Source organism: Bianquea renquensis, from assembly GCF_014384895.1.
GTDB classification, from domain to species: Bacteria; Bacillota; Clostridia; order Lachnospirales; family Bianqueaceae; genus Bianquea; species Bianquea renquensis.
In genome coordinates this window covers 1-22,788 of record NZ_JACRSQ010000041.1, presented here as the reverse complement: position 1 = coordinate 22,788, position 22,788 = coordinate 1, and the positions used below count along the sequence as shown (strand labels likewise).

Sequence of the window (22,788 nt, the reverse complement as noted above, 5' to 3'; positions counted from 1 at the left end):
ATTTGGAGTCCTCCCGAGTTTGTTGACTCCGGTCGGGCTTCGCCCTCCCTTCGTCAACAAACTCGATATCTCTTCCAAACTCCTTCGCTTTTTCGGTCTCACATCATTGACAAACGTACAATTTTTAAAATTTTTCTTCATCCTATGGGGTCACGACCCATTTCAGACATGGCTCCCGCTTTTCTTCAAAGATTCGGTAGCCCTCCTCAATGTTCTGTAAGGGACCGCGGTGGGTAACTAAAAAATCCGTCCGCAGCTTTCCTTGTGCTAAGAGCGTGAGCAGCTCCGGGACATGGCGCGCGTCAACGCCTCCTGTCTTGAATTGAAGATTCTTTCCATACATGCGGGGCAGCGGCAATACCTGATCCTCCTCATACATGGCGATAACAGAGACCACCGCATTGGGTCTTGCCATTGTCCAGGCCATTTCAAAAGTATCCGCCCCACCTGCCGCTTCAATCACCGCGTCGGCTCCACGCCCATGTGTCCACTCCTGAATCGCGGCTTTCCAATCTTCCAGCGAGGGGTTAATCGTTTGATCTGCCACGCCCTCCCGGAGGGCCGTCTGCAACCGCCAGGAATCCACATCCAGGCAGATTACCTGCCCGGCTCCCAATACTTTGGCGCACTGGGAGGCGCATAACCCCACTGGGCCAGCTCCGATGACCGCTATGGTATCGCCTGGGCGAATATCAGCCAATTCTGCCCCAAAATAACCGCTGGACAAAATATCGCCTGCAAATAGGGCATCCTCGTAGGACAGACAGTCGGGAATCACACTGAGGCCTGTATCCGCGAAGGGAACTCGGACATATTCCGCCTGACAGCCATCAATCCGGCAGCCCAGCTCCCATCCGCCTACCTGACAGTTATTGATAAATCCCATTTTGCAGAACCAACACTCTCCACAAAAGGTTTCACAGTTTGCGGCAACCCGGTCCCCAGGTTTTAAATTCGTCACTTCACGGCCACACTCCACCACCTCTCCGACAAATTCATGTCCTAATACGATGTCGGAAACGGCCCGCGGCACAAATCCATTTTTGATATGCAAATCGCTGGTGCAGATCGTTGAGCGAATGACCTTAACAATCGCGTCCCTTCAAATTTAACTGCACTTTTGTTCTCAGTATACACCTGCCCCCGCAAAAACGCAAGTTGAATAATTTTATATCGACAGAACACAATTTTCTATGATATGATAAATAAATCGCAATTTCGTGCAACGTTTTGCAGTGACATTTCGTATTTGATATGTAGACATTATGTAACGGCGCGCTACCCAGCGCTATTTCAACGAGTAAAAAAAGGGGGGATACCGTGGATCCATCGGCTGCAAAGCGAACCAAAGACGATCTCTATCTTCTATATCAGCGCCATGTGAAAACCGTGTACCGCGTATGTTATCTGTACATGAAAAATCCTCAAGATACGGAAGATATGGTTCAGTCGACATTCTTAAAATTATTCCAATATCCAGGCGAGTTCTCCGATTCAGAACACGAAAAGGCCTGGCTCATCGTAACAGCTGGCAATTTGTGCAAGGATCAGCTTAAGAGTTGGTGGCGCAAACGCCGCGTTCCGCTGGAAGAGTCCATTCAATGCCAGGAGGTAGGGCCTTTACCGGACGAAACGCTGGAAAAGGTACTGGCACTTCCACCCCAGTACCGCGAGGCATTGTATCTGTACTACTATGAAGGCTATTCCACACCGGAGCTGGCTTCCATCCTGCACAAAAAAGAAGCGACGGTTCGCAGTTATCTGCACCGGGGCCGCGCTCTACTAAAAATGGAAATAGGAGGAAATGAACCATGACACGCGAAACCTTATGGAACAGTCTAGACCGAATAACCCCCGATGAGAAAACGGTAAGCCGTATATGGGACACCATCCTCCACGCCAGCGCGCCGGCGGCGCCCAAAAAGGCAGAGAGACGTGTCCAAAAATGGGTCGCAGCTGCCGCTCTGTTCTGCATCCTAGTGGGCGGGGCTCTCTATCTAGGAAACGCTGCCGGCCTGCTGCCCACTCCGTCTACTGAAAACTCCTTCGTCTCAAACTCAAGTTCTATCGAGAGCGCGCAGGTTACCGATGAATTTGTGTGGGATGGGAAGACATACTGCGCCGCATCCAATTCTTTCGATGGGAATCTGCCGGCTGTCGTCTCATCACAGGAGGCCGGCCCTCAGCTGGGTGTGATTCAGTCCTCTGCCGATGTTTCCTTGATAGGCTGCCCTATCTTCCAGTATGCTCCTCTAGGCTGCGATGCCGTCCTCATTGTCCAGCGGAATTCACGCTATGAAGTCTTCACTTTCCATACCTTCCAGGCCTACGAACAGAATTCCGATGTGGATGCACAGGAATATCTATCTCTATACGGGATTCAAGGGGCTGACGGCATTGTAAAGGTTGAACTCCTTACGCCGGAAGGTGCGCTGCTTCACACTTTTGCCTCCCCGGAGGAGATCCAACAGTTTTATGGAGAATATGCCGCGCTTAAAGATTCTAGCGAGGAATACTTTGCCGCTCTGGATATTACCCATTCTCCCAGCGAACCTGGGGATTCCATCATCTATAAGATCGCAGACAGCACCGCACCGCAAGAGCTGGACCCGGATGCCGATACCCGGACATCTCCCGGCAGTCCAGGTACAAACGCCCTCGCCAACAGCATTCAGATACGAATTCATGCTGTCAATGGCCTTTACTACGACACCCCATATTACCCCAATATCCAATTTCTATCCCGCTATCGCGTCTCGGATTCCTTTGCCGCCATGCTGGAGCTCTATCTTCCGAGCTAACGCTATACGTTGAAATTGAAAAAGTCCGCCGCAGGTTCCTTTCTGCGGCGGTTATTTAAATTGACAAACTCTCTATTCACTCCACTCCCAGCCTGTTTTTCCAGCACCTACTTCAAAATGATATTTTACAATTCCCAAGTCTACCTTTGCATAGAAACCAATTCCGGCCTTTGCTGATACCTGGTTGCCATTCAATGTAAATCGAAACTTCTGCTGATTCATTGCCGTAGGGGCAAGCAGCGCAGCTTCTACGCCGTTTTCAAACCAGTCGGGAATGGAACCTTCAGCCTTCATGACTTCGCCTATCGGCTTAGATTTGTGTGCCACGCCCTGTGTCTTGCCATGCCCAAGGGCGATAACGGCGCAGAGCTTTTCTCCGCGGTCTATCACAAAAGCGGTTTTAATCTTGCTGTATGTCATCGCTACCCAACACGTGTTTAGGCCAAGTTGCTGTGCCAGCAAGACAAGTCTTTCTCCGAAATAGCCGCATTTTTCATCAAGGTCCGAGCCTTTCTTTCCCACCAGCGCGATATAGTCTGTTACCCCGCTGAACTTTCCATAATGAGCCATAAAACCGTCAAATGCTCTCGGCTCGTTTACGACAAGCTGAATATGCAGGCCGCTTTCCCCGTTGCAGGCACTGATTTCTTTTTTTAATGCTGCAATCACATCTGACGCCAATGGTTCATCGGTATATTGCCGGACACTGTGTCTGGCGTTCATGGCTTCTTTTACATTCATGTCCATACCTCTCAATCATTTATTTATTGATGTAGGCGGCTATCGCCTGTGCATCCAATTTTTGGCTAAAGTATCTGCGCCGCAAGTGTCATCCGAGGACACAATTGTCATTTGTTACCACTCCGATCCGGCAGCAGTTCCATAATATCCCTCGCATGTTCGAGCATCTGTATGAGCCTGTTCATTGCTTCCGTGTCCGCATCAAAGTAGTAATAATTCTTTCTCCCTTCGCGCCGCATTTTCAAAATTCCGGCAGCCTTGAGTATCTGAATATGGTGCGATACGGCGGGACGCGAAAGATTAGTTTTTTCTGTAATATCACCAACCCGTGCACCACTGCATCCATCCATCTGCATCATTTCAAGGATGAGGTGCTGGCGGTTCTCATCGCCAAGAGCCAGCAATATTTTCCGGCAGCCCGCAAACTCTTTGGCTAAACACTGAATATCTTCCCTGTGTTCTCCCATCAATATAGCCTCCATTGTTTATCTGCTTAAACTATTGTACCATATATTTGCGAAAAAATCTCATTGGTAAAGAAAATCGAGATGAATAATTTTCAAAGAAACAAGGGAGATACGGCTATGCATCTCCCTTGTTTCCTATACAATTACAATGTGAATTTAAATGCAACGCAACTCGGTATGTGTCACGGTCTTCCAAAGTTAGGCCTGATAAAATTCATGAACAGCCGCAAAGAAGGCGTCAATGTTCTTCCACTCGGACATGGGTGGAATGTCACAGCCGGAGGATATGACAAAGTTGGGATGTTGGCAACATGCCCCCATGACGCGGAGGGTTGCCTCCCGAATGGATTCCGGCGTTCCGTTGCGGAATTCTCCGGCGGGATCCACATTGCCCATGGCGATGGTGTCCGATGGAATATGCTTGAGCATTTCCGCCATATCGATGGCATTTCCAAAATGATAGGCCGCTGCACCGGTATCCAAAATCGATTCAATGGTTTGGATCGTGCTGTTGCCGCAGTTGTGATAGATGACCAGGAAGTTGTCATCCTGAACGGCATCTACAATCTGTTTGACATACGGCCCAGAAAACTCTTCAGCCAGAGACGGGGAAAGGAGGCCCGCCAGCGGCTCCGCAATCACCACGCCATTGGCGCCAACGCGGCGATATTCTTTACAGTAGGCAACAATGAACTCCGTAGCCTTTTCCAACAGGATATGGACCATGTCCGGCTCTTCATAGCAATAGATCATCGCTTCCGACACGTCCATCAGCCGTCCAGCCAAAGAAAAGGGGCCAATCACTCCAGCAAAGACCGGCCGGTCGGTGATCATCTGGACAGCCTTTTCAATCGCCTCAATATAGATCCCCGTGCGGCATGCGCCAACGGGAGGAACGACCAGTTCTCTCGCCTCCTCCTCGGAGGACACGATACTTCCCACTACGGTAGGAACCTCATCATCGGAGTAGCGGATGGTGGATCCAAAGCACTCAGCCTCCACTGACAGATCCATCAAACTCACCGACGCAGCGGAATCCACACGATCCGCTACCATTTTCATCCCTCGCGCCTGGGTATCGCTATCGGAAATCAAATCCTTCACACTGATATTCATAAGTTGTATGGCTGGAAACGAGAGTATGGGGAACGCTTTTTTCACAGGAGCGTTCCGCAATGTCTGCAACCAGTTCCTCATATCCATTTTCATCTTAGTGCCTCCTATTTTCGTTTAATTGTATCAAACCTTATATTCTTATTATAAGGGGAGATGAAAACGAAATATAGAATTTTTTTGCTGTTTTTTGTATTTCTATAGCAAGAGCTTGCTGATAGACTGCTTCTGAAAACTCTGTATGCCGTCAAAGAACATAGCCGTTGTTACAAAAATTTGTTCCCAAATAGTCTTTCAAGATGGTCCAGGATTTCGTCCGCCCCCCTTAGCGGTGAATCAAGAATTTACCTTTACATTTTACATCCTTTTTTATGAAACCCCTTGACATAGAGTGAACTGTATATGATAAGATAAAATGGACATACCGGAGGCTCTGTATTAATTTCATTCGTAGGAGGCTTTGAATTCCATGGAACCAGCAAAGGTGTATTTCACCGACATGCGCGCAAAAGGCGGCGATAATTTACAGCAAAAGTTGACGCGGCTCATAAAAAAGGCCGGTATTGGCAATATTGACTTCCACAACAAGTATGCCGCCATCAAAATTCATTTTGGGGAACCCGGAAATCTGGCATATCTCCGTCCTAATTATGCGAAGACTGTCGTGGACGTCATCAAAGAATTAGGCGGCAAACCCTTCCTGACAGACTGCAACACCTTATATGTGGGCGGTCGGAAAAATGCTCTCGATCATATAGAGAGCGCCTATATCAATGGATTTTCCCCCTTTTCCACCGGCTGTCACATCCTCATCGGCGATGGGTTGAAGGGCACGGACGAGGCCCTCGTTCCCGTGGAAGGCGGAGACTATGTAACGGAAGCAAAGATTGGCCGTGCCATCATGGACGCCGACATTTTCATTTCCCTGAATCATTTTAAAGGTCATGAGCTCACAGGCTTTGGCGGCGCCCTTAAAAACATCGGGATGGGCTGCGGCTCACGCGCCGGGAAGATGGAGATGCACAGCAGCGGCAAGCCCTTTGTCTCCCAGGACGCCTGTATTGGATGTGGAAAGTGCGCCCAGATCTGCGCTCACGGCGCTCCGCAGATCGAGAACAAAAAGGCTTACATCGACCATGCCCGCTGTGTCGGCTGCGGGCGCTGTATCGGCGTCTGTCCCCGGGATGCTGTGTGTCCCGCTTCGGACGAGTCCAATGATATCCTCAACAAAAAGATGATGGAGTACTCGAAGGCCGTCCTGCAAGGCCGCCCCCACTTCCACATCAGCCTTGTGGTGGATGTGTCGCCTTTCTGCGACTGCCACGGAGAAAATGATGCCGCTATCGTGCCGGATGTCGGCATGTTTGCCTCCTTTGACCCTGTGGCGCTGGATGTCGCGTGTGCGGACGCGGTGAACCGGCAGCCTATACTGGGGGGGAGCTTATTGGCGGAACGCGATCATACGGGACATGATCATTTTGGGGCTGTCAGCCCTGATACCAACTGGAAGGTGGGGATTCGCCACGCTGTGAAGCTGGGGATAGGAACCGACCAGTATGAATTGATTTCTCTGTGATTGTAAACCACGGTTCTTCGGATTTAAACCCGCCTTACGGCGGACTTTCCTATTGGAGGACAAAAAAGGCTGTGTGATCGCCGTGACACAGCCTTTTCTATTTTGGGAGATATGGGGATCATGAAAATATCTCGGACAGCCCAAGGTTTCGGACTCTCTCATGAATTTTGAATTGATTGACTTCGTATAGCCCCAGCGCCTGAATCCTCTCAAACAGTACGGAACCAGAAACTGTATACTTGCGGCACAGCCCCTCTTTCTGCTTCATCGCTTCCCGCGTATAGGCGATGGCCTCTCCCGCTGCTGTCTCCCGGGAAAGGACACGCAACTTCTTACCGCTTGCCTGTCTAGCGCTATTCAAGCCGGCCAAGGTCCCCGTCACAATGGCTTCCGTGTGCCCGACCAATAATCCGGCCTTCTCCCCCGCGCAAAATAAGTTCTTGACACCCAGTACCTGAAGGGTATCATCCCGAGGCGCCATGGCAAAGAATCGCATGGAATTTCCCTTTCCCCCAGCATAGGGGTCTTCGTAGCGCGCATCTTCAAATCCCGGAATTCGTCGCAACTTTTCTAGCGGGAAAAACGGCGCCATGAGCTTTGCATGTCCTGTGTCCAACAGAATCAAAGATTCCCTATACTCTTTAAGCGCATACTGCTGGCAAGCTTTTATCTCAAGATGATCCTCCCACAGCGCTTTCGGGATGGGAATCACGGCAACTCCTGACTCCTCTACTGCATTCCGGATGGGGGGAGCCAGCGATTCCTTATACAGCTTGCAAGAACCGCTCATGGCGCCGAGGGTTCCATTTTTTTGCCGTCCCTGCATCTCTGCAACCCCTGCCAAAGCCGTTAGACTGACACGTCCTCCAAAGCTTGGGCAGCGAAGAATGCACATAGCGCAGCCATTTCCATACCGCGCGCAGTTGTTCATTGGGCCAGCTGTGCCAGTGGCATCAATAAAGACGTCCCCTGGGATCACCGTTCCATCTCCCGTCTCCACTGACCGGATTCGATTCGCTTCCATGTTTGCTTTCACCACCCGGGATTGAAACTGCACCTGAATCCCTAGTTCCGTCATATAACGGCCGATGGCTCCCGGCATCTTGCCGATATCGTAGAGGCTGGCATGGGCGTGGCCTGGAAATTCCACATTGTGATGGCGGCAGTTTGCGTCGATGATCTGAAAGAGCTGGCCTCCGCCCATGGCGATCAGTTCCTCCGTCACCGTGAATCGCCCGTTATTGCGCATAATCCCACCGACAAGGCCAGTCCCAAGAAGCATATCCGTCCGCTCTAAGAGGATCACATCCATTCCCTGCCGTCTAGCGCTGACGGCTGCCGCACATCCTGCCCAACCCCCTCCTGCAATGACAATGGTTTTAGACAAGACGCTCCCTCCTTTTTTATCAATATAGATATGATATTCTCATGGGATCTAGACTATGCATTTTTTATTTTGTAAGCCGCTGCCCCATACGGCATCCCCGTTGCTGCAAAAAAAAGTTCGCTTTCGCGAACTTTGGAAGAATCTTCGCTTCTTCGAATCTAGGTCCGCCTTGCGGCGGCGCGCTTACAATCAGTGATGGAACAGCCGAATGCCGGTAAAGGCCATGACCATATTGTATTTATTGCAGACGGAGATGACATCATCGTCTCGAAGCGAACCGCCGGGCTGCGCAACGTACTGTACGCCGCTCTTGTGAGCGCGCTCGATGTTGTCGCCAAAGGGGAAGAACGCATCGGACCCCAACGCCACCCCTGTCATGGAGTCAAGCCACGCGCGCTTCTCTTCCTTTGTAAACACATCCGGTTTGACTTTGAAAACCTTCTGCCACTCGCCCTCTGCCAACACATCCATGTACTCGTCTCCAATATAGAGATCGATGGCATTATCGCGGATCGCCCGCTGGATCTTATCCACAAAGGGTAACTCCAGAACTTTGGGAGCTTGGCGCAGATACCAGTTATCCGCCTTGTTGCCTGCCAACCGCGTACAATGTACCCTCGACTGCTGGCCTGCCCCAATCCCGATGGCCTGTCCACCCTTGGCGTAACATACGGAATTGGACTGTGTGTATTTCAACGTGATCAGAGAGATAAGCAGATCGATCTTGCCTGACTCCGGCAGCTCCTTATTCTCTGTGACAATGTCAGATAACAGCGCCTCGTCGATGCAGAGTTCATTTCGCCCCTGCTCGAAGGTGATTCCGAACACGTCCTTATGTTCCAATGCCGCCGGCGCATAGTCAGGGTCAATCTGGATTACATTGTATCCCCCATTTTTCTTTTGCCGCAAAATCTCCAGCGCCTTGGGCTCGTAGCCGGGGGCGATGACACCATCCGATACCTCCCGCTTGATCATCTTAGCGGTGGGCACGTCGCATACATCCGAAAGGGCGATGAAATCCCCGTAGGAGGACATCCGATCCGCTCCCCTGGCCCTCGCGTAGGCGCAGGCCAGCGGCGACATCTCCTTTATATCCGCAACCCAATAAATCGCGGCCAGCGTGTCATCCAGGGGAAGGCCGACAGCTGCTCCCGCAGGCGATACGTGTTTAAATGACGTAGCCGCGGGGAGATTGGTTGCCCGCTTGAGCTCGCGGACAAGCTGCCAGCCGTTGAGCGCATCCATAAAGTTAATGTAGCCCGGCCGGCCGCTCAGAACTTCAATTGGCAGATCCCGGCCGTCATTGGTATAAATCTTGGACGGTTTCTGATTGGGGTTACACCCATATTTTAACTCCAACTCTCTCATTGGCACTTCCTCCTAGCAATTCTTATTGATAATTTTGGATTCATAGATCCCCGTCCCGATATCAATAAAGCGCACGAACAGCGATACTTTATTGTCCTCGTTCAGGCTCTCCCAGATCTCATTGGCAAATGCCTCCAGATCCCCCTCAATGCCAACACGGATGGGCTCTCCCTCAAAACTTGGCAATGGATCTCCATCTCCTATGTATGTATGAAGGAAACGCCCCTCGCCCGCAGGACAGTTTTCATAGGCGTAGGTATACCGCAGGCAGCTGTCGGGACTTCCATTGCTGCTTTTTACTATGGACATGGCATAGTTATACCCACCGTTTTCAATGTGCAAAATCCCGGATATTCTCGGGGTATAGTTGGGGGCATCAGGCTCAAATTCTCTTGTCCGAAGGGCCTGCTCAAAGGTCATCTGCCGGTCCATACATTCATAGATGGTATCCGTCTGATCGCCATTGGTGACGATGGTCTTATTGCCCAGAACGCGAACAGGAGCGTAAATGACAAGGCTAGGATCCGTCAGCTTGGCGGGATCGAAGGCCTGCGTTCGAATTCCTGCTCCATCTTCGACAAAAACTCGATTTCGGCTGTTGGTGCTTCTCCCCATGATAAAGTAGGCGGCAACCGCTTTTGTGCCGTCCTGGGACCGGCCGATGACGATACCCCGGCCGGGATACTCATTCTGTTTTAGCTGGTCAGCTAATGCTACCATTTTCATGAATTGTCTCTCTCCCTCAGTCTATTTTGAATGGTTCATTTTACTCGACACCCTTATTATATACCATTTTGCGCCCTGATTTCCATAGGGTAGGCAAAGATTTCTAAAATTCTACAAATCACCCAGGATTTCGTTCAAAAAAACAACCGTTCCATATGTTTTGCCCGATCCTATCGGATCCGTCTCGCTGCGGATGTCGTATACTGTCAAGGGAGTGTTCCTTATCAATAAAGCCCAAACAGCCTAAGAATTTTTTGCCAGAAGGTCAGTCTTTCTTCTTCTACAACGGCAACCATTTCGACTTCATCAATCTCGATTGCTTCTGTCTGGATCACGAACTGAACCGATTCGACATTGGTATTTTTCTCGCTGACAAAGGAAGCCACTTCTCCGCTGCCCCCGGTGATACTCTCCAACATTTCGTCAATTTTATCGGAGATCTCATCGTCCATTCCGTCGGTCTCGGAGTGCATTTCTGCCGTTCCGTCCTTGAGTTCGGTGGCACCGTCGTAAAGTTCTTTTATACCGTCAATCAGTTGGGCAACACCGTCTGCAAGCTCACCGGTACCGTCTTTCAGGGTTCCTGTACCGCTGTAAAACTCTACAATGCCGTTCAATAATTGGCCGGTCTTGCTGTACAGTTCGGCAGTGCCAGTCTTTAGCTCATTGCTACCTGTAAGAAGCGCGCTTGTTCCGGTAACGATCTCTGAATAACCTGCAACAATTTCAGCAACGCCACCGGTGTACTCGTTAAGTCCCGCGTCCAACGCTTCGTATTCCGCAACAAGGGTGTCAATGGCTGTTTTTAACTCCGCCATGTTGACAAGAAGGCTCCTTACTTGAGCCGCAAGCTCGTTTATCCCTGCATCAAGCACTGCATAATTGGTTTTCAGGTCGCTTACACCCGATGCAATCTCCCCGATGCCTTCACGAATCTGTGATAAATAGGCATCCATACCGTTAATTGCCGCACTGTTGCCTTGCAAAAGCGTTACAATACCCTGAAGCTGTTCCGCCGATGCTTTAAGTTGTGCGATTTGCGTCGCATCACCGCCAATTTGTTCAAGATAGGCAATCTGATCGTGCAAGGTGGAAATCTGTTCTGTCACTGCTGTAATCGTCTGCGAATTGGCAGTTTGCAGATCCTCGATATTCAAGCCGTTCTGATTCATAGCTGCTTTGTACGCTGCGAAGCTGACATTGTTTTGCAGAGCGGTTACACCCTCGGACAAAGAATCTAGACCTACTTGGATCTGCGAAGAACCGGAAACAAGCGCCTCAATCTGCTCGGTTGAGGCAGAACCAGCAGAAAGCTCCTTCTGAATCGCAGCCAATGCTTTCTTGACCTCAGCGGAACCGTTTGTTAAATCAGAGGATTTACGATTCAGTTCTGTAAGACCGGACTGTATCAACGCAATCCCGTCATGTAAGGACTTAACTCCGTCATTCAAATTCGCGGCGCCGTTTTTCAGTTCTTTTGTGCCGTCCTGCATCGCTTCGCCGCCTTCTTCCAGTCCGGCGGCTCCGTCATGAAGTTTAGCTGCACCGTCCATCAAGTCATTGACACCGGACTGTAAGGCGTTTTGTCCGGCATCCTGAAGCGAAGATACACCGCTCTTCAAGTCACCAGCACCGTCATCCAGCTCTGCAATGGCATCCAGAAGGTCCGTTACCTGACTCATCAATTCCTCGTCATCCACTTCTATATTCATAGAGAGGGGGATGCCGTTGATAGAGACAGCTGCCATTTCAAAATCTGTTACATCGGCTGTAATAGAAGTGTCGATTCCTTCCCCCGGAAGCATGGTATACGAAACCTGCTTCTTCCCTCCTACGTTGGCGAGTGTGGCATCTACCGCAGTAATATTCCTACATTTTTTGGTATCCAGGGTGAAAGATGCTTGTAAAGCATACTCATCAAAGAAGGTTCCAGCACAGGTCTCATTTTTTGTTATCTTGAACTTAATCTCCAACTTGCCACTTTTTCCAGCTACTTCATCCGCAGAATATTCCGTACCGTCGATAAAATATTGGATCGATATGTTCCACGGCATAACGGTGGTGGTCATTTTTCCCTTGTAATACACTCTGTCGGCAGAGGTTGAGAAGGTAATCATATCACCGCTTTGTGAAATTTTATCTTCTGTATTCAGTATTTCACCAGAGGAATAATCACCGTAGTCAGTAATATCACCGGTTCCGAAGATATTGACGGCATAGATATCCTTGACCGAGCCGCCGGCCGAAAGGTTTATATAGATAACTTCTTCTTTTTCAGAAGGTGTGCCAGCGGCCAATACTGGAGTTACAACGCCGGTCAACAGTGCCAGCGACAGAATCACAGGCAGGATTCTTTTCATCGCATTGCCCAGTTTTTTACGTGCATGTTTCGGCACATATTTAGTAAAGATTCGCATTGGATTGTTTCTCCTTTCGAGGATTATAAAAATGAAGTTTCAATGTCGTTTTCTGAATCAAGCCGTCAAACATATATAGCAATCCTGGCAGAACAAAGAACACACTTGTCATGGAAAGCAATGCTCCCCTGCCTACAAACAGTCCAAGTTGTGATAAGATTCCGTGTGTGGATACATATCTGAGCAGGAATCCGACCAAAGCGAGTACCGAACCCGATGTCAGTATGGATGTGGTAACTGTAGAAATCGTTTCTACAATCGCGTGGCGTTTGGTCATGGTGCAGCGGAATTCCAGATATCGGTCGGTAAACAGGATCGCATAATCCACCGTGGCTCCCAGCTGTATGGAAGAGATAATCAGATAGGCAATATACATAACCACCGAATCCGCAAAGTAGGGAATTCCGACATTGATCCAAATCGCCACCTCGATTGCAAACACGAGGATAACCGGTAAAGACAGCGATTTCATTGTCAAAAGCAGTACCACAAAAACTGCACCGATGGCAATTAGGTTGACCTTTAAGGTATCCTGCGTAATGGTATCCATCAGATCATATGTCGATACACCTTCACCCGCAAGATAGTAAGTACCCGGATAATACTTCTCGGCAGTATCACGAATGTGTTCTACCAACGCAAAGGTTTCTTCCCCTTCATAATCCACTTCTACTGTCAGCACCATACGGGTATACTCGTCTGAAACAAGCTGTGACAAAGTCCCTTCATCCAAATATTCCTTTGGTATTTCTGCGCCAACGGTATCCACATAGGAAAGGATGTTCTTGATTTGAGGTATATCCTGTAAAGCCTCTGAAAGGTTTTGCTCCGCTTCAACATTTCCATTCGGCAACAACAAAACATAGGTATCGCTCTTGCCAAAGACGTCTTCTATGACAGCGGCGTCCTGACCGACCTTTGTGTCCTCGCCGTAAATATTGGATGAACCGTAATAATATGAATTGGAGTTGGAAGCCAGATAGGACGGTACCGCAACAACAATGAAGACCCATGCTATAGGAATCATAATTCGACTTACAACCTTGCCAAAGCCTTTGAACGAAGGCATCAGCTTTCGATGGTGCGACTTTTGAATTAACGGATATACGCTTAATATCAGCGCAGGCATAAACACAAAAACGGTAACAAGACTGATGGCCACCCCTTTTGCCAATGCAAGACCGAGATCCGATCCGATTCCAAAACGCATGAATATCAAAGCCAAAAATCCAATCACGGTAGTAAGTCCGCTTGATGCAATAGATGAAGTGGACTTACAGAGAGCATCCACCATCGCACCTTTTCTGTCGCGATTTGACTGTAGACATTCCTCATATCTGTGAATCAGAAATACCGAATAGTCAAGAGAAACGGCAAGCTGTAAAACAGCGCCCGCTGCATTGGTGACAAACGAGATTTCGCCAAACATCAGATTGGAACCGCTATTGATCATAATAGCGACACCGAGTCCAACTAAAACAACGAAGGGTTCTGCCCAAGATGTCGTGGTTAAAATTAAAATTGCTAAAACTGCAAGGACGGCACATACCGTGATGATCTGAATTTCAGAAACCGTACCTGTCGTTGCCACCGCCGTGGAAACGGAATCTCCACTCATGGCGTTTTCTTCGCCTATGATCTCACGGATGCGGTCAACCGTATTGACAAGGTCGTTCTCGTCCACTGTAACAGTGAATAGGGCGTTGTTGTCTTTGTAGTAGGTTTCAACGGTGTCGGTATCCGCCATTTCAAGCGGCTCATAGATACTGACCGTATCATCCAGCCAGATGACATCCTCGACTCCTTCACAGTTTTCAAGTTTTTGCTTATACTCCAACGCTTCTGCCAAGGCTACATTCTTCACCATAACTCGTGCGTTTGGAATCCCTCCGTCAAACTCTTCATTCATCAAGTCAATCGATACGGTAGACCTTGTATCCTCCGGAAGATAGTCTGCCATATCGTAATTGACTTCAACCAAGTTTTGAAGGAGCGCGCCGCAGACCGCTAACATAAAGAAAAACACAAGTATCTTTTTTGGGTTCTTCACAACCCAGGAATAAAATTTTTGCATGGATCGTTGCTCCTCTTACAGCTGGCATGGTGTTCCGGTAATTTCAAAAATGTATCGGTCATCTATGATAGACAGTTCAAGACTGTCATGGGCTATTTTTCCAATCGCTTCATACTCTATGGCCCTCATCAGGGTGATGATTTTTCCATACAATCTACAATTACCGTCTCTGTCCATTGTTCCCTCAAACGGTTCGCTGTGATTGAGAATATCCAACCGGCCACTGACCGTATCAGTATTGCAGAAAACGGTCATACGCCCTGTTCGGGTCCCGACGGGCGTTCTCATACAGACATCGAAAGCCAAAGAATTTCCTGCATTCATTTTGATTTCCTTTCCTCCCAATTCGTGATACGGATACTTTATAATAAATCGCTCCAATATAAAATGGTCAATCACTACCTTAATGTGGCATATGGGACAAATGTGTAGCAATTGACCATCGATTTACAAGATATGGGGCATCTATCCCCACATTGTCCGTTGTGTTATTTACCGGTCAGGTGTATAATAAGTATATGCACATACATCTATATTTTGTGAGGTAATTGCGAATGACTAACGAAGAATTGTCTCGGAAAACAAAAAAATCCCTTGCCGCTGCCTTGAAGAAGGCAATGGAAACAAAAAAACTTTCAAAGATTACAGTTAGTGACTTGACAGCTGAATGCAATGTAAACAGAAAGACATTTTATTATCATTTTACCGATATATATGCTCTGCTTAAATGGATGTTTGAGGAAGAAGCCATTGAAGTTGTAAAACAATTTGATATGGTAGTGAATACAGAAGAAGCTATACGCTTCATTATGGATTATGTGGAAGAAAACAAACACATTATCAACTGTGCGTATGATTCTATGGGGAATGAGGAATTAAAGCGCTTTTTCTATACAGATCTGTACGGCATCATATGGAACACGATCGTAACCGGAGCACAAATGTATAATTTGATGATTGATGAACAATTTACCGATTTTCTTGCAAACTTCTATACAGAAGGGTGTGCCGGAATGTTGATTAACTGGGTTAAAAACAAAATAACGCAGGACAGAGAGACTGTGTTGCAAAATATGCTTCTTATCAGCCGTGTCTCCATACCGGAAATATTGAAAGTAAAGGCGACACAAGGATCACTACCCGAAATATGTGGTAACGCTTGACAAGCTTGCCGCTGGCAATATCAATGGTGTGAAGATTGTGAGAAAATACCAATTTTAATGACATCCAAAACACATGGGCACATTATAGACCTGCCCCTAAAGGGGTGTTGCCTATGGCATCAGATATCGCAACCGTTGTTTCATTTGTGTGTTTAATCCTTGTGAAGCTCATTGTTTATATTAGCCAATCCCCGCCTCGTCTGCCGTGTGGCAAATTCCAATATTTTCATTGCTGTTTTGTTCCTTTTTGATACATTACAGTCAAGGCGCAAGTTCTATTTATTCTGATGTAAAAACCACATCAAAATTTGTCCAAAAGTATACCCAATAAGAGCCTATCCTAAAAATTTGCGGCTCCCTCAAATCCCCCTTCTTGCGAGAATTCCATAATCAAATGGGCAGTAGATTCAATGATTTCCTGGAATTTCTGTATATCACCATCAGAGAACTTATAGACATCTTCCCATTTGTATTCCGGGAGCCAGCAGGTAGCATGAAGGAAACCATATTTTTCATCCGGTCTTTCTATATATACCTTAACACGTCCGTCCGGCAGCATATGTGAGTGCACAATTTCCGTTTCATCGTTGAGCGTCATAAATGGATACATCATTTCTTCTGTCTCCTTTCATTTTCTGCTCATATTATATCATCTTTTTTAAGACTAATCCAGAAAAATGATTGGCACGTCTATACCAACCGGCTTTTTTCAATTAAAAAGACAGACTTCATATCATGGAATTTCCGTGTTACAAAGTCTGTCTCTATATTTAGGGTAAATTTTTTAGCCTAAATTGTTTTGCCGGTTGACAACGGGGACGATAGCCTACTTTTGATTGATCGCAGCCTGCGCCGCCGCCAACCGGGCCACTGGCACGCGGAAGGGAGAACAGGATACATAGTTCAGCCCAACTTTATGGCAGAACTCGATGGAAGAAGGATCGCCGCCGTGCTCACCGCAGATCCCCAGCTTGATATCGGGCCGGGTCTTCCGCCCTTTCTCCGCGGCCATCTGGACCAGCTGACCAACGCCAGTCTGATCCAGTTTTGCAAAGGGATCGAACTCGTAGATCTTCTTCTCATAGTACGAATCCAGGAATTTTCCAGCATCGTCGCGGGAGAATCCGAAGGTCATCTGCGTCAGATCGTTGGTGCCGAAGGAGAAGAACTCCGCTTCCTTCGCAATTTCGTCCGCGGTCAGAGCTGCGCGGGGGATCTCAATCATCGTTCCGACCTTATACTCCATCTTGGCGTTCTTTTCTTCCAGGACCTTATTGGCTGTCTCAACAACGATCCCCTTGACATAGGCAAGCTCTTTGACTTCGCCCACCAGCGGGATCATGATTTCGGGAACGATCTCATACCCCTTCTCCTGGCTGACTTCCACAGCCGCCTCCATGATGGCGCGCGCCTGCATCTCCGCAATCTCAGGATAAGTCACAGCCAGACGGCATCCGCGGTGTCCCATCATGGGATTAAATTCGTGCAAGGAGGCAACCGTAGCGGCCAGCTCCTCATAGCTGACTCCCATTTCCGCGGCCAGCGTCCGAATATCCTCCTCGTGGGACGGCAGGAATTCATGCAGCGGGGGATCCAGCAGGCGAACTGTCATGGGACGGCCGCCGAGGCTCTCATACATGCCCTTGAAATCACCCTTCTGCATGGGCAGCAGCTGATCCAAGTATTTTCTGCGCTCTTCTTCCGTCTTGGACAGAATCATCTTCCGCACAATCGGAATTCGAGCTTCCTCAAAGAACATATGCTCCGTGCGGCAGAGGCCAATCCCCTCAGCACCGAATTCCACCGCATTTTTCACGTCTCTCGGATTGTCTCCGTTGGCGCGCACTTTCAGCCTACGGGCCGCGTCAGCCCAACCCATGAAGCGTGCGAAGTTGCCGGAAATCTCCGGTTTCACTGTCTTGATGTCTTCCAGGTACACATTGCCGGTGGAGCCGTCGATGGAGATATATTCCCCTTCCACGATCTTCTGGCCGGCGACAGTGAAATACTTCTCCTCTTCATTGACCGTGATCTCGCCACAACCGCTGACGCAGCAGGTTCCCATGCCACGGGCTACAACAGCCGCATGGGAGGTCATGCCGCCGCGCACAGTTAAGATACCTTCCGAGGCTGCCATTCCCTCAATATCCTCAGGTGATGTCTCCAGGCGAACCAACACGACACGCTCGCCGCGGGCGCCTGCTTCCTTCGCATCTTCCGCTGTAAAATAGACTCTACCAGCCGCTGCTCCTGGAGATGCCGCCAAACCTTTGGCTACAACCTTTGCTGCCTTCAGCGCCGCCGCGTCAAAATTCGGATGCAGAAGCTGATCCAGCTGCTTCGGCTCCACCTTCATAACGGCTTCCTTCTCTGTCAGCATTCCTTCATCGACGAGATCCACAGCAATCTTCAAAGCCGCCGCCGCGGTGCGCTTGCCATTTCGTGTCTGCAGGAAGTACAGTTTGCCATTCTCAATGGTGAACTCCATATCCTGCATGTCGCGATAGTGATTTTCCAGCTTGCTGGCGATCTCCATGAACTGCTTATAAACCTCTGGCATATCTTCCTCAAGCTTGGTGATCGGCTGAGGCGTACGGATACCCGCCACAACGTCCTCCCCCTGGGCATTGATCAGATACTCACCAAAAATACCGTTCTCACCGGTTGCAGGGTTGCGGGTAAAGGCAACGCCCGTTCCCGAGGTATCGCCCATATTTCCGAATACCATGGTCTGCACGTTAACCGCGGTTCCCCAGTCGCCGGGGATATCATTCATACGGCGGTATACAATAGCACGGGGATTATCCCAGGAGCGGAAAACAGCAGTGACAGCTTCCATGAGCTGTTCTTTCGGATCCTGGGGGAAGTCCTTGCCCATGTCCTCCTTGTACAGCGCCTTGAACTTCACAACGACCTCTTTCAGATCATCCGCGTCCAGCTCTGTATCCAATTTGACGCCCTTCTGCTCCTTGATCTCATCCAGCACTCTCTCAAATTTTGATTTGGAAATGCCCATTACGACGTCAGAGAACATCTGAATAAAACGGCGATAGGAATCATATGCGAAACGAGGATTGCCGGTGCCCGCTGCAAAGCCCTCAACGGCGACATCGTTCAATCCCAGATTCAAAATCGTATCCATCATGCCTGGCATGGAAGCTCTGGCTCCAGAGCGGACGGAGACGAGCAAAGGATTGTTGTTATCGCCAAACTTTTTGTTGTTGATCTCTTCCACAACCTTCAGCGCATCCTCAATCTGTCCCTTGATCTCTTCCGAAATCGTCTTGCCCTGGTCATAATAGTCAGTGCACGCTTCCGTGGTAACGGTGAAACCCTGTGGAATCGGAAGACCTAGCTTTGTCATTTCAGCCAGATTCGCTCCTTTTCCGCCGAGAAGATTTCTCATGGAAGCGTCCCCTTCACTGAACATATAAACCCATTTCTTGCTCATGTGTATACCTCCTAGTTTTATATGAGAGTAAAAATTTATAGATATGACTCTCGGTTTCGAATTCAACCAAGTATCATATTATAACGGTTTCAAACATGGAAATCAAGTATTTCCATGTCAAAAAATAAATTTATCCTCAAAGTAAGGGAGCAGCTGGTCAATGGAAATCCGTTCCTGCTCCATGGAATCGCGGTGCCGGATGGTAACGCAGCCGTCCTCCAGCGTGTCGAAGTCGACGGTGACGCAGAAGGGGGTTCCAATCTCATCTTGCCGGCGATACCGCTTTCCTATACTCCCCGCATCGTCGAATTGAACATTGTAATGCCGGCATAGCTCCTGGTAGACCTCTTCCGCCTTGTCCGACAGCTTTTTGGACAGAGGCAGCACCGCCATCTTGACCGGTGCCAGCGCCGGATGGAAGCGCAGCACACTTCTCACATCGCCAGCCTCCAGCTCCTCCTCGTCGTAAGCTTCGCACAGAAAGGCGAGGGTGACTCGGTCAGCGCCGAGGGAGGGCTCCACACAATACGGAATATATTTCTTATTCTGCACCTGGTCAAAATAACTCATATCCTCCCCAGAATGCTCCTGGTGCTGCTTAAGGTCGAAATCCGTGCGGTCAGCGATTCCCCACAGCTCTCCCCACCCAAAGGGGAACGTGTATTCGATATCAGATGTCCCCTTGGAATAATGGGACAGCTCCTCCTTGCTGTGATCCCGCATCCGCAGATGCTCTCGGTTCATGCCCAGGCGAAGAAGCCAGTTGAAACAGAACTCCTTCCAGTAGGCAAACCATTCCAGGTCTGTATCCGGTTCACAGAAAAATTCCAATTCCATCTGCTCAAATTCTCTTGTCCGGAAGGTAAAGTTTCCCGGCGTGATCTCATTGCGGAAGGACTTTCCGATCTGACCGATGCCAAAGGGAATTTTCTTTCGGCTGGTCCTCTGCACATTTTTAAAGTTGACGAAGATCCCCTGGGCTGTCTCCGGCCGAAGGTAGACTGTCGCCTTTGCATCCTCTGTAACGCCTTGAAACGTTTTAAACATCAGATTGAACTGCCGAATGTCCGTGAAGTCATGTTTTCCACAGGAGGGACAGGGAATGCTCTGCTCATCAATATATGCCTTCATGCGCGCCTGACTCCACGCGTCAACCGGCTCTTCCACAGCGATCCCATGTTCTTTCATGTAATCTTCAATGAGTTTATCCGCCCGAAACCGCTCTTTACAGCTCTTACAGTCCATCAGCGGATCATTGAACCCTCCGATATGCCCAGACGCGACCCATACTTCCGGATTCATGAGAATGGCGCAGTCAACGCCAACATTGTGAGGATTCTTGCGGATAAACGCGTCCCACCACGCATTCTTTACATTATTTTTCAGCTCAACACCCAAGGGGCCATAATCCCAAGTATTGGCAAGACCTCCATAGATCTCGGAGCCAGGATAGACGAATCCCCTCGCCTTCGCCAGCGCGACAATCTTCTCCATGGTCTTTTCCACTATAAACATTCCCTTCTTTAATTTAATTTAAACCAAACCTGTCACAGGATTCTAAATTTTGACATATCGAAAGAGCTTCCGTCTCCATCTCTCTCGGCAGAAAGCTCCAATACAGTAGTCTTCGGGAATAGTATAACAAAAGTTGGGTTTTCTGTCAATCGTAACATGTTAGGATTCCCGGCAAATGACGCGGTTTTTTATCTTTATCTGGAATTTCGGGCTCCCTGCGGACTTCCTATAGGTTAAAAAAAGGAATGGGGCCATTCCTAGGGCCCCATTCTCTTATACTGTGCTAAAATTTACTCGTACTTAGCGCCATTGGTCATAGCGGTTTCAATCTGGCTCTTACCCCAATCAACGATCTGCTGAAGCCCAAGAGCGTCGCACTGAGTCTTCATCTCATCGAACATGGAGTCAATTTCCGCGTCATCTTTGGCATTCATGACGATCTTCCAGGAGTACTCGCAGACAACGCTCTTGACGTTGCTCTGGATATCCTGCAGATCCGACGGCATGGATTCAATAAGCTTTTTCCATTCTGGCTGATAGCAGATGAGATCTTTCTCTGTCCACACCTGAATGGGCCGGCGGTAGCCATAGTACTCCTCATACATATCCACAACTTTGTTGTTCGCAATATTCTTTTCGGTGTACTCCGGATTGTCGCTGATGCGAAGCGGCGCACCGTACTTGGAAGTCTTGGTTGCAGCCATTAGCCCCCACGCTCCCCACCAGTCGGAGCTGCTCTCGCCGGTTCCAAAGGTATGGGATCCTGTTGTCAAGAAGTCGTCGACCGCATCTGTCAGAACATATTCTCCGTCCACGATATCCCACAGTTCGCCCTGCGGCCCACCGTACATTACCATCAGTGCGTCCTCATCGAACATCATGTTGATGAATCTCAAGCAGGCGTCCAATTCTTTCGTGGTGGAACTGACAAACACCGGATTCCCCGTATCTCCGCCGATCAGCGTATCACCGGTAACAACCGGGTGCTGTCCGTCCCAGATCAACGGCATGAAGCCCGACGGGTCGTCTCCATTCACATGCTCATCCGTGTTGTAGCCGCTGCAATAGTTTCCATACATCGCTGTCAGGTACTGTCCAGAATCTACGATTTTCGCCTGCGAGATCTCGTAAGTCTGCGTCATGGAGTCCGGATCCACCAGACCCATGCGGTTGGCTGTCGACATCCATTTCAGGGCCTCATAGTAGGAGCTGCCCTTCTCGATCATGGCTTCAACCTTATCCTCTGCAATGTTGTACAAATTATATCCAATAACCGTATCACTTACACCCATAACAGTTAAGTATTTGCCTGCATTGGACATATGGGTTCCATCCCAGCTGGGATAAAAGCCCATGGCGTAGACCGTCTGGCCATCCTCCGTCTGCGGATATACCTCCTGCATCTTCTTCAGAGCATCCAGGTATGAATACATATCCGTCACTTCCGGTTTGCCCGCTTTTTCATAGATGTCCCAGCGGATGTTCGCCGCATAGCAGCCTACATCCATGGAGTAGGAATTGTAGGTTCCAATCTGCGTGATGATGGCATACAGCTTTCCCGTCCCCGCGCTCTTGTAGTCCTTGGAATACTGAACTGACTGGGGATGATTCTCCGTGTAGTTGGGAATCTGATCCTCGTAGTCCGTCAGATCCATGACATGTCCGCCCTCGATGGCCTGGGTCGGATCCGCGTCAACCGCATATTTCCCTAGGTCCGGCAGATTTCCCGCCGCCAACATGGGCTGTAACTTTTCTTTATCGGCTACGATTGCCTCGACCCGCAGGCCCAGGTTCTCTTCAAAATACTCCTGCTGCCATTCATAGTATGTTGAACTGGGATTTACTCCGCCGCTGTAGAACTGGATCGTGACGATCTCTCCCGTGCTCGGCGTCGAATCCGCCTCAGAACTTTGATTGGAGCTCTGATTGCTGGTACTGCTATCCGCCGTGCTGCTGTTGTCGTCTTTCTTGCATCCCATGCTCAACCCT

18 protein-coding genes are annotated in these 22,788 nt (G+C 49.1%); 4 read left to right on the top strand and 14 right to left on the bottom strand.

From position 1 onward, the window contains the following. Positions 1 to 142: 142 nt before the first annotated feature. The gene (locus H8730_RS15955) at positions 143 to 1,054 is read right to left on the bottom strand and encodes an alcohol dehydrogenase (RefSeq protein ID WP_430385394.1); all 912 of its coding nucleotides are present in this window, start codon (positions 1,052 to 1,054) and stop codon (positions 143 to 145) included. A gap of 266 nt (positions 1,055 to 1,320) precedes the next feature. Here H8730_RS15955 and H8730_RS15950 point away from each other — a divergent pair, with 266 nt between their 5' ends. Further along, positions 1,321 to 1,815, top strand: a complete 495-nt coding sequence (locus H8730_RS15950) for a sigma-70 family RNA polymerase sigma factor (RefSeq protein WP_177719180.1) — start codon at positions 1,321 to 1,323, stop codon at positions 1,813 to 1,815. Beyond that, positions 1,812 to 2,801, top strand: a complete 990-nt coding sequence (locus H8730_RS15945) for a hypothetical protein (RefSeq protein ID WP_177719181.1) — start codon at positions 1,812 to 1,814, stop codon at positions 2,799 to 2,801. The genes H8730_RS15950 and H8730_RS15945 overlap by 4 nt, the downstream gene beginning before the upstream one ends. 72 nt (positions 2,802 to 2,873) lie before the next feature. Here H8730_RS15945 and H8730_RS15940 read toward each other — a convergent pair whose 3' ends face one another. The 3 genes from H8730_RS15940 to H8730_RS15930 form a co-directional block, all read right to left on the bottom strand. Beyond that, positions 2,874 to 3,542 carry a nitroreductase family protein gene (locus H8730_RS15940; RefSeq protein WP_177719182.1) on the bottom strand — a complete coding sequence of 223 codons (669 nt, stop codon included), beginning with the start codon at positions 3,540 to 3,542 and terminating at the stop codon, positions 2,874 to 2,876. Between the two features lie 107 nt (positions 3,543 to 3,649). Continuing rightward, complete coding sequence (locus H8730_RS15935; RefSeq protein WP_177719183.1) at positions 3,650 to 4,009, bottom strand: ArsR/SmtB family transcription factor; 360 nt, start codon at positions 4,007 to 4,009, stop codon at positions 3,650 to 3,652. A 198-nt stretch (positions 4,010 to 4,207) separates the two neighbouring features. Beyond that, entirely contained in the window at positions 4,208 to 5,218 is a 1,011-nt protein-coding gene (locus H8730_RS15930) for a uroporphyrinogen decarboxylase family protein (protein ID WP_177719184.1), read from the bottom strand. A 373-nt stretch (positions 5,219 to 5,591) separates the two neighbouring features. On the opposite strand from H8730_RS15930, the gene H8730_RS15925 reads away from it, so the two are divergent. Then, complete coding sequence (locus H8730_RS15925) at positions 5,592 to 6,698, top strand: DUF362 domain-containing protein (RefSeq protein ID WP_177719185.1); 1,107 nt, start codon at positions 5,592 to 5,594, stop codon at positions 6,696 to 6,698. Positions 6,699 to 6,816: 118 nt separating this feature from the next. Here H8730_RS15925 and H8730_RS15920 read toward each other — a convergent pair whose 3' ends face one another. From H8730_RS15920 to H8730_RS15895, 6 genes are all read right to left on the bottom strand, one after another. Next, positions 6,817 to 8,085, bottom strand: a complete 1,269-nt coding sequence (locus tag H8730_RS15920) for an FAD-dependent oxidoreductase (RefSeq protein ID WP_177719186.1) — start codon at positions 8,083 to 8,085, stop codon at positions 6,817 to 6,819. A gap of 189 nt (positions 8,086 to 8,274) precedes the next feature. Further along, positions 8,275 to 9,453 (bottom strand): phosphoribosylaminoimidazolecarboxamide formyltransferase, encoded by a 1,179-nt coding sequence (locus H8730_RS15915; RefSeq protein ID WP_177719187.1) that lies wholly within the window; start codon positions 9,451 to 9,453, stop codon positions 8,275 to 8,277. 12 nt (positions 9,454 to 9,465) lie between these two features. After that, complete coding sequence (locus H8730_RS15910; RefSeq protein WP_177719188.1) at positions 9,466 to 10,179, bottom strand: IMP cyclohydrolase; 714 nt, start codon at positions 10,177 to 10,179, stop codon at positions 9,466 to 9,468. Positions 10,180 to 10,403: 224 nt separating this feature from the next. After that, positions 10,404 to 12,596 (bottom strand): YhgE/Pip domain-containing protein, encoded by a 2,193-nt coding sequence (locus H8730_RS15905; RefSeq protein WP_249290173.1) that lies wholly within the window; start codon positions 12,594 to 12,596, stop codon positions 10,404 to 10,406. After that, positions 12,580 to 14,670: an efflux RND transporter permease subunit gene (locus H8730_RS15900; protein ID WP_177719189.1), complete on the bottom strand. Its 2,091-nt coding sequence runs from the start codon at positions 14,668 to 14,670 to the stop codon at positions 12,580 to 12,582. Before H8730_RS15900 ends, H8730_RS15905 begins: the two co-directional genes overlap by 17 nt. Before the next feature lie 15 nt (positions 14,671 to 14,685). Then, positions 14,686 to 14,994, bottom strand: coding sequence for a hypothetical protein (locus tag H8730_RS15895; RefSeq protein ID WP_177719190.1), 309 nt, complete (start codon positions 14,992 to 14,994; stop codon positions 14,686 to 14,688). 230 nt (positions 14,995 to 15,224) lie between these two features. Here H8730_RS15895 and H8730_RS15890 point away from each other — a divergent pair, with 230 nt between their 5' ends. Beyond that, positions 15,225 to 15,833, top strand: coding sequence for a TetR/AcrR family transcriptional regulator C-terminal domain-containing protein (locus tag H8730_RS15890; RefSeq protein ID WP_177719191.1), 609 nt, complete (start codon positions 15,225 to 15,227; stop codon positions 15,831 to 15,833). A 340-nt stretch (positions 15,834 to 16,173) separates the two neighbouring features. Here the strand turns inward: H8730_RS15890 and H8730_RS15885 are convergent, their stop codons facing one another. The 4 genes from H8730_RS15885 to H8730_RS15870 all read right to left on the bottom strand — a co-directional run. Further along, positions 16,174 to 16,446, bottom strand: coding sequence for a hypothetical protein (locus tag H8730_RS15885; RefSeq protein WP_177719192.1), 273 nt, complete (start codon positions 16,444 to 16,446; stop codon positions 16,174 to 16,176). A 213-nt stretch (positions 16,447 to 16,659) separates the two neighbouring features. Further along, the gene (gene ppdK / locus H8730_RS15880) at positions 16,660 to 19,284 is read right to left on the bottom strand and encodes a pyruvate, phosphate dikinase (RefSeq protein WP_177719193.1); all 2,625 of its coding nucleotides are present in this window, start codon (positions 19,282 to 19,284) and stop codon (positions 16,660 to 16,662) included. Between the two features lie 117 nt (positions 19,285 to 19,401). Beyond that, positions 19,402 to 20,790, bottom strand: coding sequence for a glycine--tRNA ligase (locus H8730_RS15875; RefSeq protein ID WP_177719197.1), 1,389 nt, complete (start codon positions 20,788 to 20,790; stop codon positions 19,402 to 19,404). A gap of 299 nt (positions 20,791 to 21,089) precedes the next feature. Continuing rightward, a partial coding sequence (locus tag H8730_RS15870) for a type 2 periplasmic-binding domain-containing protein (protein WP_249290172.1) occupies positions 21,090 to 22,788 on the bottom strand: 1,699 nt, incomplete at its 5' end.

Excerpts from the sequence above, each read along its gene's own strand:
- H8730_RS15925 (WP_177719185.1), top strand. The coding sequence starts at position 5,592 with ATGGAACCAGCAAAGGTGTATTTCACCGACATGCGCGCAAAAGGCGGC.
- ppdK (WP_177719193.1), bottom strand. The coding sequence starts at position 19,284 with ATGAGCAAGAAATGGGTTTATATGTTCAGTGAAGGGGACGCTTCCATG.
- H8730_RS15940 (WP_177719182.1), bottom strand. The coding sequence starts at position 3,542 with ATGAATGTAAAAGAAGCCATGAACGCCAGACACAGTGTCCGGCAATAT.
- H8730_RS15885 (WP_177719192.1), bottom strand. The coding sequence starts at position 16,446 with ATGATGTATCCATTTATGACGCTCAACGATGAAACGGAAATTGTGCAC.
- H8730_RS15915 (WP_177719187.1), bottom strand. The coding sequence starts at position 9,453 with ATGAGAGAGTTGGAGTTAAAATATGGGTGTAACCCCAATCAGAAACCG.
- H8730_RS15890 (WP_177719191.1), top strand. The coding sequence starts at position 15,225 with ATGACTAACGAAGAATTGTCTCGGAAAACAAAAAAATCCCTTGCCGCT.
- H8730_RS15900 (WP_177719189.1), bottom strand. The coding sequence starts at position 14,670 with ATGCAAAAATTTTATTCCTGGGTTGTGAAGAACCCAAAAAAGATACTT.
- H8730_RS15930 (WP_177719184.1), bottom strand. The coding sequence starts at position 5,218 with ATGAAAATGGATATGAGGAACTGGTTGCAGACATTGCGGAACGCTCCT.
- H8730_RS15910 (WP_177719188.1), bottom strand. The coding sequence starts at position 10,179 with ATGAAAATGGTAGCATTAGCTGACCAGCTAAAACAGAATGAGTATCCC.
- H8730_RS15935 (WP_177719183.1), bottom strand. The coding sequence starts at position 4,009 with ATGGGAGAACACAGGGAAGATATTCAGTGTTTAGCCAAAGAGTTTGCG.
- H8730_RS15945 (WP_177719181.1), top strand. The coding sequence starts at position 1,812 with ATGACACGCGAAACCTTATGGAACAGTCTAGACCGAATAACCCCCGAT.
- H8730_RS15905 (WP_249290173.1), bottom strand. The coding sequence starts at position 12,596 with ATGCGAATCTTTACTAAATATGTGCCGAAACATGCACGTAAAAAACTG.
- H8730_RS15895 (WP_177719190.1), bottom strand. The coding sequence starts at position 14,994 with ATGAATGCAGGAAATTCTTTGGCTTTCGATGTCTGTATGAGAACGCCC.